This is a genomic window from Comamonas sp. Z3 (assembly GCF_008121565.1).
GTDB lineage: Bacteria > Pseudomonadota > Gammaproteobacteria > Burkholderiales > Burkholderiaceae_C > Comamonas > Comamonas brasiliensis.
The window spans coordinates 324,756-341,404 of sequence record NZ_VOQU01000008.1; the positions used below are offsets into that span (position 1 = coordinate 324,756).

At 64.3% G+C, this 16,649-nt stretch carries 13 protein-coding genes and 2 riboswitches; of the genes, 9 read left to right on the forward strand and 4 right to left on the reverse strand.

The features are described from left to right. Positions 1-12 precede the first annotated feature (12 nt). The 3 genes from mnmC to FSY59_RS23220 form a co-directional block, all read right to left on the reverse strand. A complete protein-coding gene (mnmC, locus tag FSY59_RS23210) occupies positions 13-1,959 on the reverse strand; it encodes an FAD-dependent 5-carboxymethylaminomethyl-2-thiouridine(34) oxidoreductase MnmC (protein ID WP_148729790.1) in 1,947 nt (648 codons plus the stop codon). Positions 1,960-2,135: 176 nt separating this feature from the next. Then, positions 2,136-2,801, reverse strand: a complete 666-nt coding sequence (locus FSY59_RS23215) for a trimeric intracellular cation channel family protein (RefSeq protein WP_003053501.1) — start codon at positions 2,799-2,801, stop codon at positions 2,136-2,138. 52 nt (positions 2,802-2,853) lie between these two features. Continuing rightward, a riboswitch (glycine riboswitch) is annotated at positions 2,854-2,973 on the reverse strand. A 13-nt stretch (positions 2,974-2,986) separates the two neighbouring features. Beyond that, a riboswitch (glycine riboswitch) is annotated at positions 2,987-3,079 on the reverse strand. A 199-nt stretch (positions 3,080-3,278) separates the two neighbouring features. Then, positions 3,279-3,554: an oxidative damage protection protein gene (locus FSY59_RS23220; protein ID WP_003053502.1), complete on the reverse strand. Its 276-nt coding sequence runs from the start codon at positions 3,552-3,554 to the stop codon at positions 3,279-3,281. A gap of 143 nt (positions 3,555-3,697) precedes the next feature. On the opposite strand from FSY59_RS23220, the gene FSY59_RS23225 reads away from it, so the two are divergent. The 9 genes from FSY59_RS23225 to FSY59_RS23265 all read left to right on the forward strand — a co-directional run bounded on the left by FSY59_RS23225 (position 3,698) and on the right by FSY59_RS23265 (position 12,633). Continuing rightward, a complete protein-coding gene (locus FSY59_RS23225) occupies positions 3,698-4,729 on the forward strand; it encodes a sulfate ABC transporter substrate-binding protein (protein ID WP_148729762.1) in 1,032 nt (343 codons plus the stop codon). A 69-nt stretch (positions 4,730-4,798) separates the two neighbouring features. Beyond that, a complete protein-coding gene (gene ssuE, locus FSY59_RS23230) occupies positions 4,799-5,395 on the forward strand; it encodes an NADPH-dependent FMN reductase (RefSeq protein ID WP_003053505.1) in 597 nt (198 codons plus the stop codon). A gap of 218 nt (positions 5,396-5,613) precedes the next feature. Next, positions 5,614-6,636 (forward strand): sulfonate ABC transporter substrate-binding protein, encoded by a 1,023-nt coding sequence (locus tag FSY59_RS23235; protein ID WP_148729763.1) that lies wholly within the window; start codon positions 5,614-5,616, stop codon positions 6,634-6,636. Positions 6,637-6,653: 17 nt separating this feature from the next. Further along, positions 6,654-7,736 (forward strand): aliphatic sulfonate ABC transporter substrate-binding protein, encoded by a 1,083-nt coding sequence (locus tag FSY59_RS23240; protein WP_148729764.1) that lies wholly within the window; start codon positions 6,654-6,656, stop codon positions 7,734-7,736. A gap of 23 nt (positions 7,737-7,759) precedes the next feature. Further along, complete coding sequence (gene ssuD / locus FSY59_RS23245) at positions 7,760-8,983, forward strand: FMNH2-dependent alkanesulfonate monooxygenase (protein WP_043373906.1); 1,224 nt, start codon at positions 7,760-7,762, stop codon at positions 8,981-8,983. A 10-nt stretch (positions 8,984-8,993) separates the two neighbouring features. After that, positions 8,994-9,839, forward strand: a complete 846-nt coding sequence (gene ssuC / locus FSY59_RS23250; RefSeq protein ID WP_019043991.1) for an aliphatic sulfonate ABC transporter permease SsuC — start codon at positions 8,994-8,996, stop codon at positions 9,837-9,839. A gap of 124 nt (positions 9,840-9,963) precedes the next feature. Next, positions 9,964-10,950 carry an ATP-binding cassette domain-containing protein gene (locus tag FSY59_RS23255; protein WP_148729765.1) on the forward strand — a complete coding sequence of 329 codons (987 nt, stop codon included), beginning with the start codon at positions 9,964-9,966 and terminating at the stop codon, positions 10,948-10,950. A 69-nt stretch (positions 10,951-11,019) separates the two neighbouring features. Then, positions 11,020-11,952, forward strand: a complete 933-nt coding sequence (locus FSY59_RS23260) for a CysB family HTH-type transcriptional regulator (RefSeq protein ID WP_003053515.1) — start codon at positions 11,020-11,022, stop codon at positions 11,950-11,952. Between the two features lie 465 nt (positions 11,953-12,417). Continuing rightward, positions 12,418-12,633, forward strand: a complete 216-nt coding sequence (locus FSY59_RS23265) for a molybdopterin-binding protein (protein ID WP_003053517.1) — start codon at positions 12,418-12,420, stop codon at positions 12,631-12,633. 93 nt (positions 12,634-12,726) lie between these two features. On the opposite strand, the gene putA is transcribed toward FSY59_RS23265, so the two are convergent. After that, positions 12,727-16,551 (reverse strand): trifunctional transcriptional regulator/proline dehydrogenase/L-glutamate gamma-semialdehyde dehydrogenase, encoded by a 3,825-nt coding sequence (gene putA / locus FSY59_RS23270; RefSeq protein WP_148729766.1) that lies wholly within the window; start codon positions 16,549-16,551, stop codon positions 12,727-12,729. Between the last annotated feature and the right edge of the window lie 98 nt (positions 16,552-16,649).

Genomic DNA, 16,649 nt, shown 5'->3' on the forward strand with positions numbered 1-16,649 from the left:
TTTGCGAGTGGCTTACCTGGGCTGCTGCAGGGAGCGGCTCCACAGGCGCTGCGTACCCAGGGCCTGCGCCAGTCTGGCATCCAGCGGCAGCGGCTCGCCATGCAGGCGCGCCGCCAGCAGCTCGCCGCAAAGCATGGACAGCGTCAGCCCGCGTGAGCCCAGCCCCGTCAGCACCCATAGGCCCGGTAGATCGGCTGCCGACTGCCCGGCAGGGCCTGCCAGCGGCAGACGGTCATAGGCCGCGCAACGCAGGCGCGCCCAGGTGGCGGGTCGCTGCTCAGCATCGAAGAAGGAGCGCAGCGCCTGCCTGCAGCCGGGCAGCAAAGCGGCCAGCTTTTCGCCATTGCTGGCATGTGCGGCCTGCTGGTCGTCGGCGGTGGGCGGCAGCTCGGTCACATCGCGCTCGAAGGTCGATCCCATGATCCACTGGTGCGCGCCGGCCCGGTCGGCCGAGGGAAAGTCCGGCACCAGATTGCCGTGACCGTTGACGGGGAAGGGCGGCATGGCTGCCAGCGTCCCGGCATCATGCTCGGCCACGCTGACCTGGCCGCGTATGGCTTGCAGCTCCCATTCGCCTGCCGCCAGCCCGCTAGCCTGCAGCAAGGGCCTGGTATCCGGGCCCAGGGCCAGCACCAGCATCGGGGCTTCGGCCAGGGTCTGGCCCTGGGCATCCTGCACTTGCCAGAGCTGGCGCAGCGGATCGCGCAGCAGCCTTGAGGCCGAAGCATGACCTTGCCAATGAATTCCGGGGGATTGCAGCAGCGCCTGCACCAGTTGTGCAGGGCGCACCCAGCCCGCCTGCTCATGCCAGACAGCCTGGCTGTCTGCAGGCAGATGGGCCGCAGCCAGCTGAGCCGGCTGCACGGGCGCGCTCCAGTGCAGACCCCAGGGGTAGGTATCGCTTCCGGGCTGCAGCCATGACCTGGGCAGATGGGAAGGCTCGTTCAGGTCGTGTTCGAGCACCCCGCCATGAGCCCAGTCTCGGGCAGGCTGCAGTTTGTTTGCCTGGCTCAGTTGCTGCAGATTCTGTAGCGTTGTGCGCACGCCGCTTCTGGACAGGCGTGACAGGACGCTGTCGTCGGGCGAAATATGCGGGCAGAACAGGCCGGCAGGCAGGCCCGAGGCCCCTGCAGCAGGCGCGGCCGCCGCATCCAGTACGGTCACTTCCCAGCCACGCCTGGCCAGGCTGGCGGCGGCGGCGGCACCGGCCAGACCCGCACCCAGCACCAGACAGCGACCGGCCTGGCTCACCGGCGCAGGCAGGCCGTCGCTGCGATGGCGCGGTTCCCAGGCCGGGTTGTAGGCCGCATGCAGGTTATGGCGCTTGGGTGGCACGCCGGCGCGCTTCTTGACTTCAAAACCCTGAGCCTTGAGCGCCTGGCGCACATGTCCGGCTACGCACCAGGTGGCCAGCCGGGTGCCCCGGCGGCAATGGCGGGCAATGTTCTTCATGGCGTCTTCGTCCCACATCTCGGGGTTGAGCTGGGGAGAAAAGCCATCCAGGTACACGCTGTCTGCCGTCAGCTGCTGCTTGCGCAACATGGTCTTGGCGTCGCCTATATAGAGCGTCAGCAGCACCTGGCCGTCGTCGAACGAAAGGCGGTGCACGCCGGGCAGCAGCCCCCACCATTGCGCGGCCAGCTGCTCGCCAAGCGGACGCAGTGTCTCGTCGGCGGGCAAGGACTTGAGCAGATCCTCGCGCGAGACCGGGTGGGCTTCCACCGAGACAAAATGCAGCATGCGCGGGCGTTTCGGGTCGGCTTTCCATGCCGCCCAGGTGACGAGAAAGTTCAGGCCCAAGCCGAAGCCGGTTTCCAGAATGCGCCACTGAGCCGCATCGGCCCAGGCCGCAGGCAGACCGCAGCCGCCGAGAAAGACCTGTCGGGCCTGGTCAAGGCCGCCCAGCTCGCTGTGATAGCGGTCGCCAAATCGGGTGTTGTAGGGGGTGCCATCCGGCATCCATGTGATGGGTTCAGACATGGAAAGTGAAACTACATGGGTAATGCATGGCGCAGTCTAGGTCAGAGCAGCCAAGCAAGGGCCTAGCGGCCCCGCCGCCCCGCAGCGATGGCTGCGTCCCCCTTCTGCGCAGCAAGAGAGGGGGAAGGCGCACAGCGCCACAGGGGGAGTCTCGATCACTCCCAGCGCTGCTGGTAAGAGAAAACTGGCAGGCGCCACTTGAAACGAATCGCGGCCAGACGGAAGGCCAGACCGCCTGCAAAACAGACAAGGGTGCTGATATTGGAGCTTACCTCCAGATAGCGCAGGCCCAGGAACATCAGGCATACGGACAGCGACACGCTGGCATACAGCTCGCGGCGGAACACCACGGGGACCTGGTTGCAGAGCACGTCACGCAAAATGCCGCCGCTGATGCCGGTAATCATGCCGGCCATGATGATGACGATGGTCGGGTAGCCCAGTTCCAGCGCGGTATTGCAGCCGATCAGCGAAAAGGCGATCAGGCCCATGGCGTCCAGCAGCAGAAACACCTGCTTGAGGCGGTGCATATGGCGGGCGATCACCGTGGTCAGCAGGCCGAAGCTGATGACCAGATACACATATTCGGGGTGCTGAGTCCAGCCTATGGGGTAATGGCCCAGCACCATGTCGCGGATGGTGCCACCGCCCAGCGCGGTGACGAAGGCGATGACCACGACGCCAAAGATATCCATATTGCGCCGGCCTGCAGCAAGGGCGCCGGACATGGCTTCGGCGGTAATGGCCACCAGATAGATGACCAGCATGACGGTGAAGTTGGAGGCCTGGAACGAGTCCAGCAAAGAGATGGAGGGAAGCATGAAGGCACTTGAAAATAGACCAGCCACTCGCATCAGCGGGAGTGTCCGGCTTGCCTCTCCCGCTGTCCTTTTACCTGAGAGTTGCACATGGGCGCCTTCGCGGTGCGCATGCTTGCCCCTTCGGTGAGCCCTGCAGACTTGTGGTCGCGGGCTGCTCTCCAGTTGGCGATATCCGGGTCCTGTCAGACCCACCTGCGGTACTTATTGCCTGAGCGATTATGGGAGTTTGCGCCTTCGGCGGGAACCGTTGACAGGTTCCGCTCTCCCGCGGGATGGGCGCGATTCTAGCCAGTTCCAACGACTTTATTCGGGTTAATACCTGTATCAATTGGGTTTGAGCGGTCTTGCGGCTGTCAGCCTCGGTGCCCCTGGGCTGCCTGGGCGCGCCCTTGCTCTCACCGGTTGGCTGTTCGGCAGCCCGCAAGAAAAAAGCCCCGAGGCCTGGGCCAGGGGGCTTGGTGTCCAGGTCGACCGAACTTACTCGGCGCTGGGAGGCACGTAGCCTGCTGCGGCATCTGCGCCGCCGCCAAAGAAATGGTTTTCCATCTGGCGGGCCAGGTATTGGCGGGCACGGGCATCGGCCAGGTTCAGGCGGTTTTCATTGATCAGCATGGTCTGGTGCTTGAGCCAGTCGGCCCAGGCCTGCTTGCTCACGCTTTCATAGATGCGCTTGCCCAGTTCGCCGGGGGCAGGAGGGAAATCCAGGCCTTCAGCGTCTTGACCAAGCTTGATGCAGTGAACGGTACGTGCCATGTGTAGGGTCCTCTTGGTTGATCTCAGATGTTTGGGTAATAACAAACTGAAATCTTAGTAGTTTGAGTTTTAAGAATGCGGCTCAAGAATGCGCAGCAACGGGGCAGAAGCCCGTTATCCATTCACTCCAAGAACACAGTCCAATGAAAAATCGTCGCAACTTTATCAAGTTTCCTCTGGCTGCCGGTCTGATTGCTGGCTTGACCCTCTCGGCTCTGCCCACATTGCCCGCTTTTGCGCAGACTGGCGTGCAACTGCTCAACGTCTCCTACGACCCGACACGCGAGCTCTATGTGAACTACAACCAGGCGTTCGCCAAGCACTGGAAGGCCACGCAGAATCAGGATGTGACCATCAAGCAGTCGCATGGCGGCTCGGGCAAGCAGGCACGCTCCATCATCGACGGCATCGAGGCCGACGTGGCCACGCTGGCCCTGGCCGGCGATATCGACGCCCTGGTCAAGAACGGCAATGTCAAGGCCGACTGGCAAAAGCGCCTGCCGCACAACAGCGCGCCCTACAGCTCCACCATCGTGTTCCTGGTCAAAAAGGGCAATCCCAAGGGTATCAAGGACTGGGACGATCTGGTCAATCCCGGCATCCAGGTGATCACGCCCAACCCCAAGACCTCGGGTGGTGCACGCTGGAACTATCTGGCGGCCTGGGAATTTGCCAAGCGCAAATACGGCGGCGATGCACAGGCCAAGGACTTCATCACCAAGCTCTACAAGAACGTGCCCGTGTTGGACACCGGCGCGCGCGGCTCCACGGTGACCTTTGTGCAGCGGGGTCTGGGCGATGTGCTGCTGGCCTGGGAGAACGAGGCCTATCTGGCGCTCAAGGAGTTCGGCCCAGAAAAGTTCCAGATCGTCGCACCTTCGCTGTCCATCCTGGCCGAGCCTTCGGTGGCCGTGGTCGACAAGGTGGTCGATAAAAAGGGCACGCGCACCGTGGCCGAGGCCTATCTGAAGTATCTGTACTCCGAAGAGGCCCAGCGCATCGCCGGCAAGAACTTCTACCGTCCGACCGATGCCAAGGTGGCCGCCGAGTTCGCGAGCCAGTTCCCCAAGCTGGAGCTGTTCACCATCGACAAGGCTTTTGGCGGCTGGGCAGCGGCAGACAAGGCCCACTTCGCCGATGGCGGCAGCTTTGATCAGATCTACACCAAGAAATAAGAGAAACGCAGGACGGGAGCGCGATGAGTGCTCCTGTCTTTGCAATGACAAAAAGATAGAGCCAAGCCCATGTCGATTTTGCTGATTGCCGGTAGTCCCTCGCAGCCCTCGCGCTCCAGTGCCCTGCTCAATGCCGTGGCCGTGCGTCTCCAGGCCCAGGGTCTGAACACCGAGTCCGTGCTGCAGCTCAACCAGCTGGACCCTGCAGCCCTGCTGCATGCCCGCTTCGATCATGCCGAGATTCGTGCCGTGACCGAGCGCGTGGCCCGGGCCGATGCGGTGGTGGTGGCCACCCCCGTCTACAAGGCAGCCTATAGCGGTCTGCTCAAGGTCTTTCTCGATGTGCTGCCGCAGACCGCGCTCAAGGGCAAGCTGGTCCTGCCCCTGGCCACGGGCGGCAGCCCCCACCATATGCTGGCGCTGGACTACGCACTGCGCCCGGTGCTGCAGTCGCTGGGAGCGCGGCATATCCTGCCGGGTATCTATGCCACCGACCAGGGCGTGCCGCTGCTGCCCGAGGGCGGTTACGGCCTGGCTCCCGAGATTGCCGAGCGCGTCGAGGATGCCGCCCAGCTGCTGGCCACCGACCTGCGCCGCAGTGCCCAGTGGGCAGCCGCCAATGACTTTGAGAGCATCGCCTTCGCCGATGTGCGATGTAGCGTTTGAATTAACGCCCCCCTGAGCTGCCACGCGGCTTCCCCCGAGGGGGACGACAGCCTCGCTGCGGGGGCCCTTGCTTGCTGTCCTTTGATGGGGCGGTGCCCATTTCCCCATGTCTCTTTTTTTGATAGCAGTCCCCGCACTGAGAAGGCCGAGCTGCGCCTGAAATCAGGCCAAGAGATGCCTGAAGTGTGTGGACTGGGAACTCCAAGGATTGATTTCTCATGACCGATCGCAACAACACTTCATCGGCTATTTCGTCGCAACTGCCAAGTGCCTCGCGCCGCCAGTGGCTGGCGGGGACGGCTGTTTCTGCCCTGGCCCTGGCTTCGGGGCGTCTGCATGCGCAGCAGGGCAATGGCACGGCAGGCGCCCCGCGCGTGCTGCGCGTGGGCCATCAAAAAGGCTGGTTGTCGATTCTCAAGAATCGCGGCACGCTGGAAAAGCGCTTGAGTCCGCTGGGCGTGGCCGTGCGCTGGGTCGAGTTCAACGCTGGCCCCGTACAGCTGGAGGCGCTCAATGTGGGCTCCATCGACTTCGGCGATGTGGGCGAGGCTCCGCCGATCTTTGCCCAGGCCGCCGGTGCACCCCTGGTCTATGCCGGTGCCACCGTGGCGCGGCCCGGTCTGGAAGCCGTGATCGTGCCCAAGGGCTCGCCGATCCGCAGCGTGGCCGACCTCAAGGGCAAGCGCATTGCCTACAACAAGGGCTCCAACGTCCATTACTTCCTGGTCAAGCTGCTGGAAAAGCATGCTCTCAAGTACGGCGATGTGCAGTCGGTCTTTCTGGCGCCGCCCGATGCGCGGGCCGCCTTCGAGAAGGGCTCGGTCGATGCCTGGGTGATCTGGGATCCGTTCCTGGCCTCGGCCCAGAAGACCCTGGATGCGCGCTTGCTGGCCGATGCCAGGGGCGTGGTCAACAACCGTGCCTACTACTTCACCTCGCGCGACTATGCAAGCCGCAATGCCGATGTGCTGCGCATCGCGATCGAGGAAATCGCCGCCATCGATGCCTGGGCCAGCAAGAACAAGAGCGCAGCAGCGGCAGAGCTGTCGCAGATCCTGGGCCTGGACACCGCCGTGACCGAGCTGTATCTGAACCGTACCGAATTCGGCACCAAGGCCGTGAATGCCGAAATCCTGGGCGAGCAGCAAAAGATTGCCGATACCTTCTTCGATCTCAAGCTGATCCCCAAGAAGCTCAATCTGCTGCATGCAGCTCCCGTGGATCTGCTGGCCAGCCGCTGAGACAGGCCGCCACCGCCATGAGTTCTGCATCCACTCCACCCCGTTTCCGGCGCGGTCGCCGTCAGGCGCTGCAGCTGCTGGGCACCACGGCCTTCAGCTGGACCCTGGCTGCCTATTACGCCGACGATGCGCTGGCCCAGCCTACGCCGGCCGTGGCGGCACCGGCCCAGCTGCGCATCGGCTATCAGAAGTCGGCCGTCAATCTGGTCGTGCTCAAGCAGCATGGCGTGCTGGAAAAGCGCTTTCCGGCCACCAGGATCAGCTGGCTGGAGTTTCCGGCGGGGCCGCAGCTGCTGGAGGCGCTGTCGGCCGGCAGCCTGGACTTCGGCCTGACCGGCGATTCGCCGCCCGTGTTTGCCCAGGCTGCCGGCAAGGACCTGCGCTATGTCGGGGCAGAGCCTCCCAAGCCCGAAAGCTCGGCCATTCTGGTGCTGGCCGACTCGCCGCTGAAGTCACTGTCCGACCTCAAGGGCCGGCGTGTGGCACTGCAAAAAGGCTCGAGCGCCCACTACCTGCTGGTGCGCGCGCTGGACAAGGCCGGTATTGCCTGGGCCGACATCCAGCCCGTTTACCTGGCTCCGGCCGACGCGCGCGCGGCGTTCGAGCGCGGCAGTGTCGATGCCTGGGCCATTTGGGACCCGTTTTACGCGGCCACCGAGCAGAGCATCCGAGCACGCGTGCTCAGCAGCGGAGAGGGGCTGACGGGCAACAACTCGTTCTATCTGGCCTCGCGTGGCCTGGTCGAGCACCATCCCCAGCTCATCAAGGCCTTGTTCGACGAGCTCACGCGTGCCGACCAGCTGGTGCAGGCCTCGCGCAAGGAGGCCGTGCAGCTGCTGGCCGCCTTCAGCGGTCTGGACGCGAATGTGGTCAGCCGCTTCATCGGCCGCAGGCCCAGCTCGCCGACCACGCCGCTCAATCCCGCCATGGTGGTCGAGCAGCAGCGCGTGGCCGACGCCTTTTTTCGTCTGGGCGTGATTCCGCGCCAGGTGAAGGTGGCTGACATCGTCTGGCAGCCCATGGCGGCGGAATACGCCATCCATGGCCAGACAAGCCCAGCCGCTTCATCCATCACGCCCGCCGTGGCATCCAGGCTCTAAATCAGGTTCAAGGAGATTTCGTCATGCAAGTGTTCTGGTTCATTCCCACCCATGGTGATGCCCGCTACCTGGGCAGCAGTGAAGGCGCACGCCAGCTGAGCCATGACTATGTCAAGCAGGTGGCCGTGGCGGCCGACAGCCTGGGTTACGAAGGCGTGCTGATTCCCACGGGCCGCTCCTGCGAAGACCCCTGGGTAGTGGCGTCCAGCCTGCTGCCCGTCACCAAGCGCCTCAAGTTCCTGGTGGCCGTGCGTCCTGGACTGCATCAGCCCAGCCTGGCTGCGCGCATGGCGGCCAGCTTTGACCGCCTCTCGGGTGGACGTCTGCTGATCAACCTGGTCACAGGCGGCGATCAGGCCGAGCTGGAGGGCGATGGCGTGTTTCTCGACCATGCGACGCGCTACGAGCAATCGGCCGAGTTCATCGAGATCTGGCGCGAAATTCTGGCGCGCAGCCATGAGGGTCAGTCGCTGGATTTCGAAGGCCGGCATCTGCAGGTCAAGGGCGCCAAGCTGCTGTTTCCGCCGCTGCAAAAGCCTTATCCGCCTGTTTATTTCGGTGGCTCTTCGCCCGCTGCCCATGAGCTGGCGGCAGAGCAGGTCGATGCCTATCTGACCTGGGGCGAGCCGCCAGCCGAAGTCGCCAAAAAGATTGCCGATGTGCGCGAGAAGGCCGAGCGCCATGGCCGCCAGGTCAAGTTCGGCATTCGTCTGCATGTGATCGTGCGCGAGACCGATGAAGAGGCCTGGGCCGATGCCGAGCGACTGATCAGCCGTCTGCAGGACGAGACCGTGATCCAGGCCCAGGCCGCGTTTGCGCGCATGGACTCCGAAGGCCAGCGCCGCATGGCCCAGCTGCACGCGGGCGGTACCAAGCGCAGCCGCAAGGATCTGGAAATCAGCCCCAATCTCTGGGCCGGTGTGGGTCTGGTGCGTGGCGGTGCAGGGACGGCTCTGGTGGGCAGTGCCCAGACCGTGGCCGATCGCATCAAGGAATATGCCGATCTGGGCATAGACACTTTTGTGCTCTCGGGCTACCCGCATCTCGAGGAAGCCTATCGCTTCGCCGAGCTGGTCTTCCCGCTGCTGCCCGTCAACGTGCAGCAAAAGCTCGGCGGCGGCAACCCCGGCGGTCCGTTTGGCGAGACCGTGGCCAACCTGTACTCGCCGCGAGCCGCTGCTTCGGGAGCCGCTGCTTCGGGAGCCGCTGCTGCAGAGCGCGAGCAGATCCGGGTATCGCAAAGCTGAAGGAGAGAGCATGAGTGATGTTCAAACGCTGACGTTGCAGGCTGCGGTCCAGCCTGCACGCCCGCCGGTGCCGCGCCTGGAGCTGCTGGCACGCCAGTTCGCCTTGCGGCTGTTGCCCTGGCTGCTGCCGGTCGCGCTGATCGCGCTCTGGCAGGCTGCATCGGCCTGGGGCTGGCTGTCCACGCGGGTGCTGCCCGCACCGCTGGATGTGCTGCGCGCGGCCTGGACGCTGGCCGAGTCGGGCGAGCTCTGGACGCATGTCAAGGTCAGTGCCGGGCGCGCGCTGGCAGGGCTGGCCATAGGCGGCAGCCTGGGCCTGCTGCTGGGCCTGCTCACGGGTTCGCTGCGCTGGGCCGAGACGCTGCTTGATTCCACGATCCAGATGGTGCGCAACATCCCTGCGCTGGCGCTGATTCCGCTGGTCATTCTGTGGTTCGGCATCGACGAGTCGGCCAAGCTGTTCCTGATCAGCATTTCAGTGTTCTTCCCCATCTATCTCAACACCTTCCACGGCATCCGCAATGTGGACCCGGGTCTGATCGAGATGGGGCGCAGCTACGGCCTCACACGCTGGCAGCTGTACCGCGACATCGTGTTGCCGGGGGCTCTGTCCTCCATCCTCGTGGGCCTGCGCTTTTCGCTGGGACTGATGTGGGTGATTCTGATCGTGGCCGAGACGATTTCGGCGCAGGCCGGCATCGGCTACCTGACCATGAATGCACGCGAATTTCTGCAGACCGATGTGGTGCTGGTGGGCATTCTGCTCTACGCGATTCTGGGCAAGCTGGCCGATGTGTTTGCCCGTTCCCTGGAGCGCTGGTGGCTGCGCTGGCATCCGAGCTATGGAGCCCCCTGAGCCGCTTCGCGGCCTCCCCCGGAGGGGGACGACGCCTTCGCTGCGGGGCGGCGGGGCCGCCTAGGCCCTTGCTAGGCGTCTCTGGGTTGGTGCGTGTCGGTTTCAAGAATGATAGGAGCTTGCGATGAGTAGTTTGTGGAGTCGTTTGACGCAGTCGCTGGTGGGTGCAGGTGCGCTGAATGCGCGTCAGCCGCTGGTGGCCTGGGAGGCCTCCTGGGACGAGGCCGAGGCCTTGCAGGCGAGTGGGAAGCTGTGGCAGCGGACCAAGGATGAGGAAGCAGATCAGCAGGGCAGCAGCAAGCAGCCGGATGTGCCGCAGAAAGTGGCCCAGGGTGTGCATTTGCAGACCCTGCAGCTGACCAAGCGCTATGGCGAGCGTGAAGTGCTCAAGCAGGTGCAGCTCGATGTCCGGCCCGGTGAGTTCATCGCCATCGTGGGGCGCAGCGGCTGCGGAAAATCCACCTTGCTGCGCCTTGTCGCGGGGCTGGAGAAGGCCAGCGCCGGGCAGTTGCTGATCGATGGGGGCGAGGGCCAGCAGAGCGGGGATACGCGCATCATGTTTCAGGATGCGCGTTTGTTGCCCTGGAAGCGGGTGCTGGACAACGTGATTCTGGGTCTGCCCGATTCAGCGCGCGAGCAGGGCCGCAAGGTGCTGGCGCAGGTGGGATTGGCCGACCGTGAAAACGAATGGCCGGCAAGGCTGTCGGGCGGCCAGCGCCAGCGTGTGGCCCTGGCGCGCGCCCTGGTGCACCAGCCACGGCTGCTGCTGCTCGATGAGCCGCTGGGTGCTCTCGATGCGCTCACGCGCATTGAGATGCACCGCCTCATCGAAGGTCTGTGGCGCAGCCATGGCTTCACGGCCTTGCTGGTCACTCACGATGTACAGGAGGCCGTGGCTCTTGCCGATCGCGTGGTGCTGATCGAGGACGGACGCATTGCGCTTGACGAGCGCATCGACTTGCCACGTCCGCGTGTACACGGAGATGCCCGCTTTGCCGCGCTGGAGACACGCATTCTGGACCGCGTGCTGCAAAAGCCCGAGCCAGAACAGGACGCCGGATTGCAGGATTGGCCTGGCGTGCCGGCTACGGGCCTGCGCTGGGCGATTTGAGCTTCCAACGAAAACAAAGAGAAACAGGCGGCGGGCGCAGCCGCAAGCTGTGCCGCCTGCCATCAAGATATGAATTTTCAGCAACTGCGTTCGGTCCGGGAAACGGCAAGGCGTGGCTTCAATCTGACCGAAGTGGCGGCCATGCTCCACACCTCGCAGCCTGGTGTGAGCCGGCAGATTCGTGAGCTCGAGGAGGAGTTGGGCATCGATATATTCGTGCGTGCAGGAAAGCGCCTGACGGGGCTGACGCCACCCGGCACGGCCTTGCTGCCCATTGTCGAACGCATGCTGCTCGAGGCCGACAATCTGCGCCGCGCGGGCGAGGACTTCCATGCCAGCGAGCGCGGAGGCCTGTCGATTGCCGCCACGCACTCTCAGGCACGCTATGCCTTGCCCCAGGTGGTGCGTGATTTCCGCAGGCTCTACCCCCAGGTTTCTTTGCATCTGCATCAGGGCTCGCCGCGCCAGGTGGCCGAGATGCTGCTCTCGGGTGAGGCCGATATCGGCGTGGCCACCGAGGCGCTGGGCAGTTACGAGAATCTGGTGACCCTGCCTTGCTATCGCTGGTCCCACAGTGTGGTCGTGCCGCCTGGCCATGCACTGCTCGATGCCTCCGGACCGCTGACGCTGGAGGATCTGGCGCGCCACCCCATCATCACCTACGAACAGGGCTACACCGGGCGCGCCCATATCGACAAGGCGTTTGCTGCCGCTGCACTGGTGCCCGAAGTGGTGCTGACCGCCATGGATGCCGACGTGATCAAGACCTATGCGGAGCTGGGCATGGGCGTGGGCATCATCGCCTCCATCGCTTTCGATGCCGAGCGTGACCGCCATCTGCGCGCCATCGATGCGCGCCATCTGTTCGAAGTCAATCTCACACGGCTGGCCCTGCGCCGCGATGCCTGGTTGCGAGGCTATGCCTATGCTTTTATCGAGAGCTTTGTGCCCACGCTGAAGCCTGAGGTGGTACGCGCTGCACTGCAGTCTGCAGAAGGTTGAAGTCCGAGGCGAATTCCATCGGCAAAGGCCCGAGCGCTGGCTGTCACAGTGCTGCGGGCTGCTTGGCCTGGATCGCCGCCCCAAGCCTGCCGCTCCCAGACTTGAGGGACTTGGCAAGGCCTGAACATGCTTGCACATCCTCGGGTCTGTTGCGGGTGCCTGGCGCGGCTCAGCCATGCGCGTGGTTCTGGACTGCGACGGGACTGGGCCATACCACTGGCCCCAGCAGGGCCTGATGCTGTTTTTAGGCCCTGCCTCTTTGCTCCAGTCAAATCCTGGTGAAGGTCTTTTTGAACCGCTGCGATTGCGCAGACTCGCGAGCTGATGATCTGCATAAGATGTTTTCGGTATAAAAATTTTTGTTTTTATTCTTTTGAGTTTTGTGGAGAAGGTTTCAGAATTGTTTTCATGCAGTGCAGCAAACACTGTTGTCATAACCTTCACGAGTTCTCAGGAGAATTTTGCATGTCCATTCAAGCCATCAACGTGCGCAATCAGTTCAAGGGCAAGGTCAAGGAAATCATCCGCGGTGATGTGGTTTCGGAAGTGGATGTGGAGACGCCTTGGGGCATCGTCACTTCCGTGATCACCACGCGTTCGGTCAATGATCTGGGTCTGGCCGTGGGCTCCGAGGTCGTGGCCCTGGTCAAGTCCACCGAGGTGTCCATCGCCAAGCTGTAATCCTCAAACCTTTTCCACACAACCCCCGCGCAGCTGCCTGCGCCGGGGGGTTTCTTTTTGGCGGGCAATGCGCTGTCGCGCAGTGCCCAGGCCTTACTCCAGGGTCATCAAGGCGGCGTTGCCGCCGGCGGCCGCCGTGTTGTGCGACAGCGCACGCTCGTGCCAGAGCCGCTCCAGTCGCACGGGCTGGCCTGCTTGGCAGCGCGTGGGCAGAACCAGCGGGCCGGGCCGTCCTGCCAATGCCTGCGACCATTGCAGAAAGCCTGCGTCGTTGCATTCCAGCAGCGCAGCGTCCATGGCCTCGGTCTGCGCAATTTCCTCGATGCTCAGCTTGTCAGGCAACAGCCGCACATGGTGGCGCAGTGCCTCAGGCAGCTTGTGGTGCACGGCGGTGCCGAGCGGGCTGGCTGGCCACAGGGCTTGTGAGCCGCAGGCCAGTGCGGCGGCCAGTTGCAGCAGCAGCATGGTCCTGTCCTGCGCCAGACACAGGGTGCGCGGCTTGCCAAGCAGTTGGTAGAGATTGCGCTCGCCGGTGGGGCCTGGCAGCAGGCGTGCGGCATGCAGATCGGGCAGGGCCGATTGCAGGCCCTCGCAATGACGGCTGACGATGGCCTCACCATGCTGCCTGGCCCAGTGACCCAGCTGCTGCAAGGCGACTGCGGCAGCAGAGGTGGCGGGGGCGGCAGTGAGCTGAGCCTCGCCGCACTGGTGCAGCAGCAGGTTCAGCAGCTGTAGCGGCGAGCTGGGTGCCTGCTGCAGGCGCGGCAGATACAGCGGCCCGCCGGCCTTGGGGCCGGTGCCCGACAGCCCTTCGCCGCCAAAGGGCTGAACACCGACCACGGCTCCCACCATATTGCGATTCACATACAGATTGCCTACATGTGCTGCCTGGGCGACCTGCTGCACGGTCTCGTCGATGCGCGTGTGCAAGCCCATGGTCAGGCCATAGCCCAGGGCGTTGATGTGCTCCAGCAGCTGCGGCAGCTCACGCCTTTGATACCGCAGCACATGGAGTACGGGGCCGAAGACTTCGCGCTCGAGCGGCTGCAGATCGGGCAGCTCGATCAGCGTGGGGGCCACAAAATGCCCTTGTACGGCAGTTTCCGGGCTCAGCGGCGATTGATGGATGCGCAGGCCCAGAGCTCCCAGCCTGGCGATGTGCCGCTCGATGGCTGCCTTGGCATCGGCATCGATCACGGGGCCCACATCGGTGGCCAGCTCGGCCGGGTCGCCGCAATGCAGCTCCTGCATGGCGCCGCGCAGCATGGCCAGCAGCCGGTCGGCGCAGTCGCTTTGCACGCACAGCAGGCGCAGAGCCGAGCAGCGCTGGCCGGCGCTGTCGAAGGCGGATGCAGCAATGTCCTGCACGGCTTGCTCGACCAGTGCGGATGAGTCCACCAGCATGGCGTTCTGGCCGCCGGTTTCGGCCACCAGCACCACGGGCTGGCCGTCGGGCCGCAGCCTGGCGGCGGTCTGCAGATTCAGCAGCCGCGCAACCTCGGTGGAGCCCGTGAACAGCACGCCTGCCACACGCGCATCGGCCACCAGCGCTGCCCCCACGGTTTCGCCCCGGCCGGGCAGCAGTTGCAGCACACCAGGCCCGATGCCGGCCTGATGCAGCAGGCGCACGGCTTCCTGGGCGATCAGCGGGGTCTGCTCGGCGGGCTTGGCAAGTACTGCGTTGCCGGCTGAAAGGGCGGCGGCGACCTGCCCGGTGAAGATGGCCAGCGGAAAATTCCAGGGGCTGATGCAGACTACCGGGCCAATGCCGGGGGCGAGCAGATCCGCAGCTGCCTGTCGCCGAATCTGGGCCGCGTAATAGCGCAGAAAATCGGTGGCCTCGCGCACCTCGGCTACGGCATTGGCGGCGGTCTTGCCAGCTTCGCGCATCAGCAGGGTCATCAGCGGCAGCATCTGGGTCTCGAAGCTGTCGGCGGCGCTCTCCAGCAGGCAGGCGCGTTGTTCGGCCGGGCTTGCCCCCCATGAGGGCTGGGCCTGCACGGCTGTCTGCAGTGCCTGTTGAATCTGCGCGGGCGTGGCATCGCTGACATGGCCCAGCAGCTCCTGATGATTGGCCGGGTTGGTGATGACGGTGCCGACGGCATCGGCGGTATGGCCGTCCTGGGGCCGGAGTGCCTGCCGGGTTTGCACAAGCGCCTGAGACAAGGCGCCCAGCACACCGTCATCGCTCAGATCCAGGCCTGTCGAGTTGATGCGCTGCGCACCCAGCAGGTCGCGCGGCAGTCCTATGCGAGGATGGGGCAGGCCTATGTCTTGCGCCGCATCCTGCGCAGCCTGAGCATCGAACTGGCTTTGGGCCAGCACCTGATCTGCGGGGGCTGCTATCAGGTCGGAGACCGGCCAGTCGGGGTTGGCAATGCGGTGCACGAACGAGCTGTTGGCGCCATTCTCCAGCAAGCGGCGCACCAGATAGGCCAGCAGCGTCTCGTGCGTGCCCACAGGTGCATAGATGCGGCAGGGGCGGCGCGCGGCCTTGTCCTCGGCTTCGACCACATGACGGTAGAGAGGCTCGCCCATGCCATGCAGACATTGAAATTCATAGCTGCCTACGCTGTAGGGAAGGGCGCTGGCGAGTGATTCGATGCTTGCTACCGTCTGAGCATTGTGGGTGGCGAATTGCGGGTAGATGGCATCGGGCGCGGCCAGCAGCTTGCGCGCGCAGGCGATGTAAGCCACATCGGTGTGATGTTTGCGGGTATAGACGGGATAGTCGCGCAGGCCGTCTATCTGGGCACGCTTGATCTCGCTGTCCCAGTAAGCGCCCTTGACCAGACGTACCATCAGGCGCCGTCTGCTGCGCCGGGCCAGATCGATCAGATAGTCGATCACATAGGGACAGCGTTTCTGATAGGCCTGAATCACAAAGCCCAGGCCGTTCCAGCCCGCCAGGCTGGGGCCATGGGCCAGTTGCTCCAGCAGGTCCAGCGACAGCTCCAGCCGATCGGCTTCTTCGGCGTCGATATTGAGACCTATGCCGTAGCTGCGCGCCAGCTCGCACAACTGCAGCACGCGCGGCAGCAACTCGCTCATCACGCGCTGCCATTGGGCGCGGCTATAGCGTGGATGCAGGGCGCTGAGCTTGATGGAAATACCCGGTCCTTCATAGAGGCCCATGCCGCCAGCGGCCTTGCCAATGGCATGAATCGCATCCACATAGGATTGCAGATAGCGCTGCGCGTCCTGGGCTGTGAGAGCCGCCTCCCCCAGCATGTCGTAGGAATGGCGAAAGCCTCGGGCCTGCAACTCTCGCGCGCGCTCCAGAGCCTGGGCAATGGTCTCGCCCATCACAAACTGCTCGCCCATCAGGCGCATGGCCATATCCACGGCCTTGCGCACCAGCGGCTCGCCCCCTCTGGTCGTGACACGCTTGAGCGCCGCGAGCAGGCCCGGTTCGCTATGCGTATCGACCAGCTTGCCAGTGACCACCAGCCCCCAGGCGGCGGCATTGACAAAGAGCGAAGGGCTTTTGCCCAGATGCGCCTGCCAGTCGCCGCCGCGCAGCTTGTCGCGGATCAGTGCGTCGCGCGTGGCGGCATCGGGTATGCGCAGCAAGGCCTCGGCAAGACACATCAGCGCCACGCCTTCCTGCGAGGACAGAGAGAACTCCTGCAGCAAGCCTTGCACCAGTCCCTGGCGTCCCGCGCTGGCAGGCTGGGCACGCAACTGCTCGACCAGCCTTTGCGCATGAACGGCAACCTGGGCTGCCTGTGCTGGGGGCAGGGTGGCGGCGGGCAGCAGCCGGGCCACGGCATCGGTCTCGGCCATGCGGGTAGCGGCGGTAATGGCCTGGCGCAGTGCGTCGGCAGGGCGTTTGCTGTCAGGCAGCACAGTGAAGGTCGGCATGTCGGTGCAGGTGTCAAAGAGCCTGGACGCGAGCGGGTGCGCGGCCTTCACCATGTTCACAGCTGCATTGCAAGCGGCGCGGACGCGGCTGTCTACATAGGGAAAATCATTGCTGGTTTGCTGAAGAATGAATCACTATATTGAGTGAATTA

What these genes read in the sequence shown, in the direction of transcription:
- FSY59_RS23240 (WP_148729764.1), top strand. Translation starts at nt 6,654, where the DNA reads ATGAGTTCTGCATCCACTCCACCCCGTTTCCGGCGCGGTCGCCGTCAG.
- FSY59_RS23220 (WP_003053502.1), bottom strand. Translation starts at nt 3,554, where the DNA reads ATGGCACGTACCGTTCACTGCATCAAGCTTGGTCAAGACGCTGAAGGC.
- ssuD (WP_043373906.1), top strand. Translation starts at nt 7,760, where the DNA reads ATGCAAGTGTTCTGGTTCATTCCCACCCATGGTGATGCCCGCTACCTG.
- FSY59_RS23235 (WP_148729763.1), top strand. Translation starts at nt 5,614, where the DNA reads ATGACCGATCGCAACAACACTTCATCGGCTATTTCGTCGCAACTGCCA.
- mnmC (WP_148729790.1), bottom strand. Translation starts at nt 1,959, where the DNA reads ATGCCGGATGGCACCCCCTACAACACCCGATTTGGCGACCGCTATCAC.
- FSY59_RS23225 (WP_148729762.1), top strand. Translation starts at nt 3,698, where the DNA reads ATGAAAAATCGTCGCAACTTTATCAAGTTTCCTCTGGCTGCCGGTCTG.
- FSY59_RS23215 (WP_003053501.1), bottom strand. Translation starts at nt 2,801, where the DNA reads ATGCTTCCCTCCATCTCTTTGCTGGACTCGTTCCAGGCCTCCAACTTC.
- FSY59_RS23265 (WP_003053517.1), top strand. Translation starts at nt 12,418, where the DNA reads ATGTCCATTCAAGCCATCAACGTGCGCAATCAGTTCAAGGGCAAGGTC.
- putA (WP_148729766.1), bottom strand. Translation starts at nt 16,551, where the DNA reads ATGGTGAAGGCCGCGCACCCGCTCGCGTCCAGGCTCTTTGACACCTGC.
- FSY59_RS23255 (WP_148729765.1), top strand. Translation starts at nt 9,964, where the DNA reads ATGAGTAGTTTGTGGAGTCGTTTGACGCAGTCGCTGGTGGGTGCAGGT.
- ssuC (WP_019043991.1), top strand. Translation starts at nt 8,994, where the DNA reads ATGAGTGATGTTCAAACGCTGACGTTGCAGGCTGCGGTCCAGCCTGCA.
- FSY59_RS23260 (WP_003053515.1), top strand. Translation starts at nt 11,020, where the DNA reads ATGAATTTTCAGCAACTGCGTTCGGTCCGGGAAACGGCAAGGCGTGGC.
- ssuE (WP_003053505.1), top strand. Translation starts at nt 4,799, where the DNA reads ATGTCGATTTTGCTGATTGCCGGTAGTCCCTCGCAGCCCTCGCGCTCC.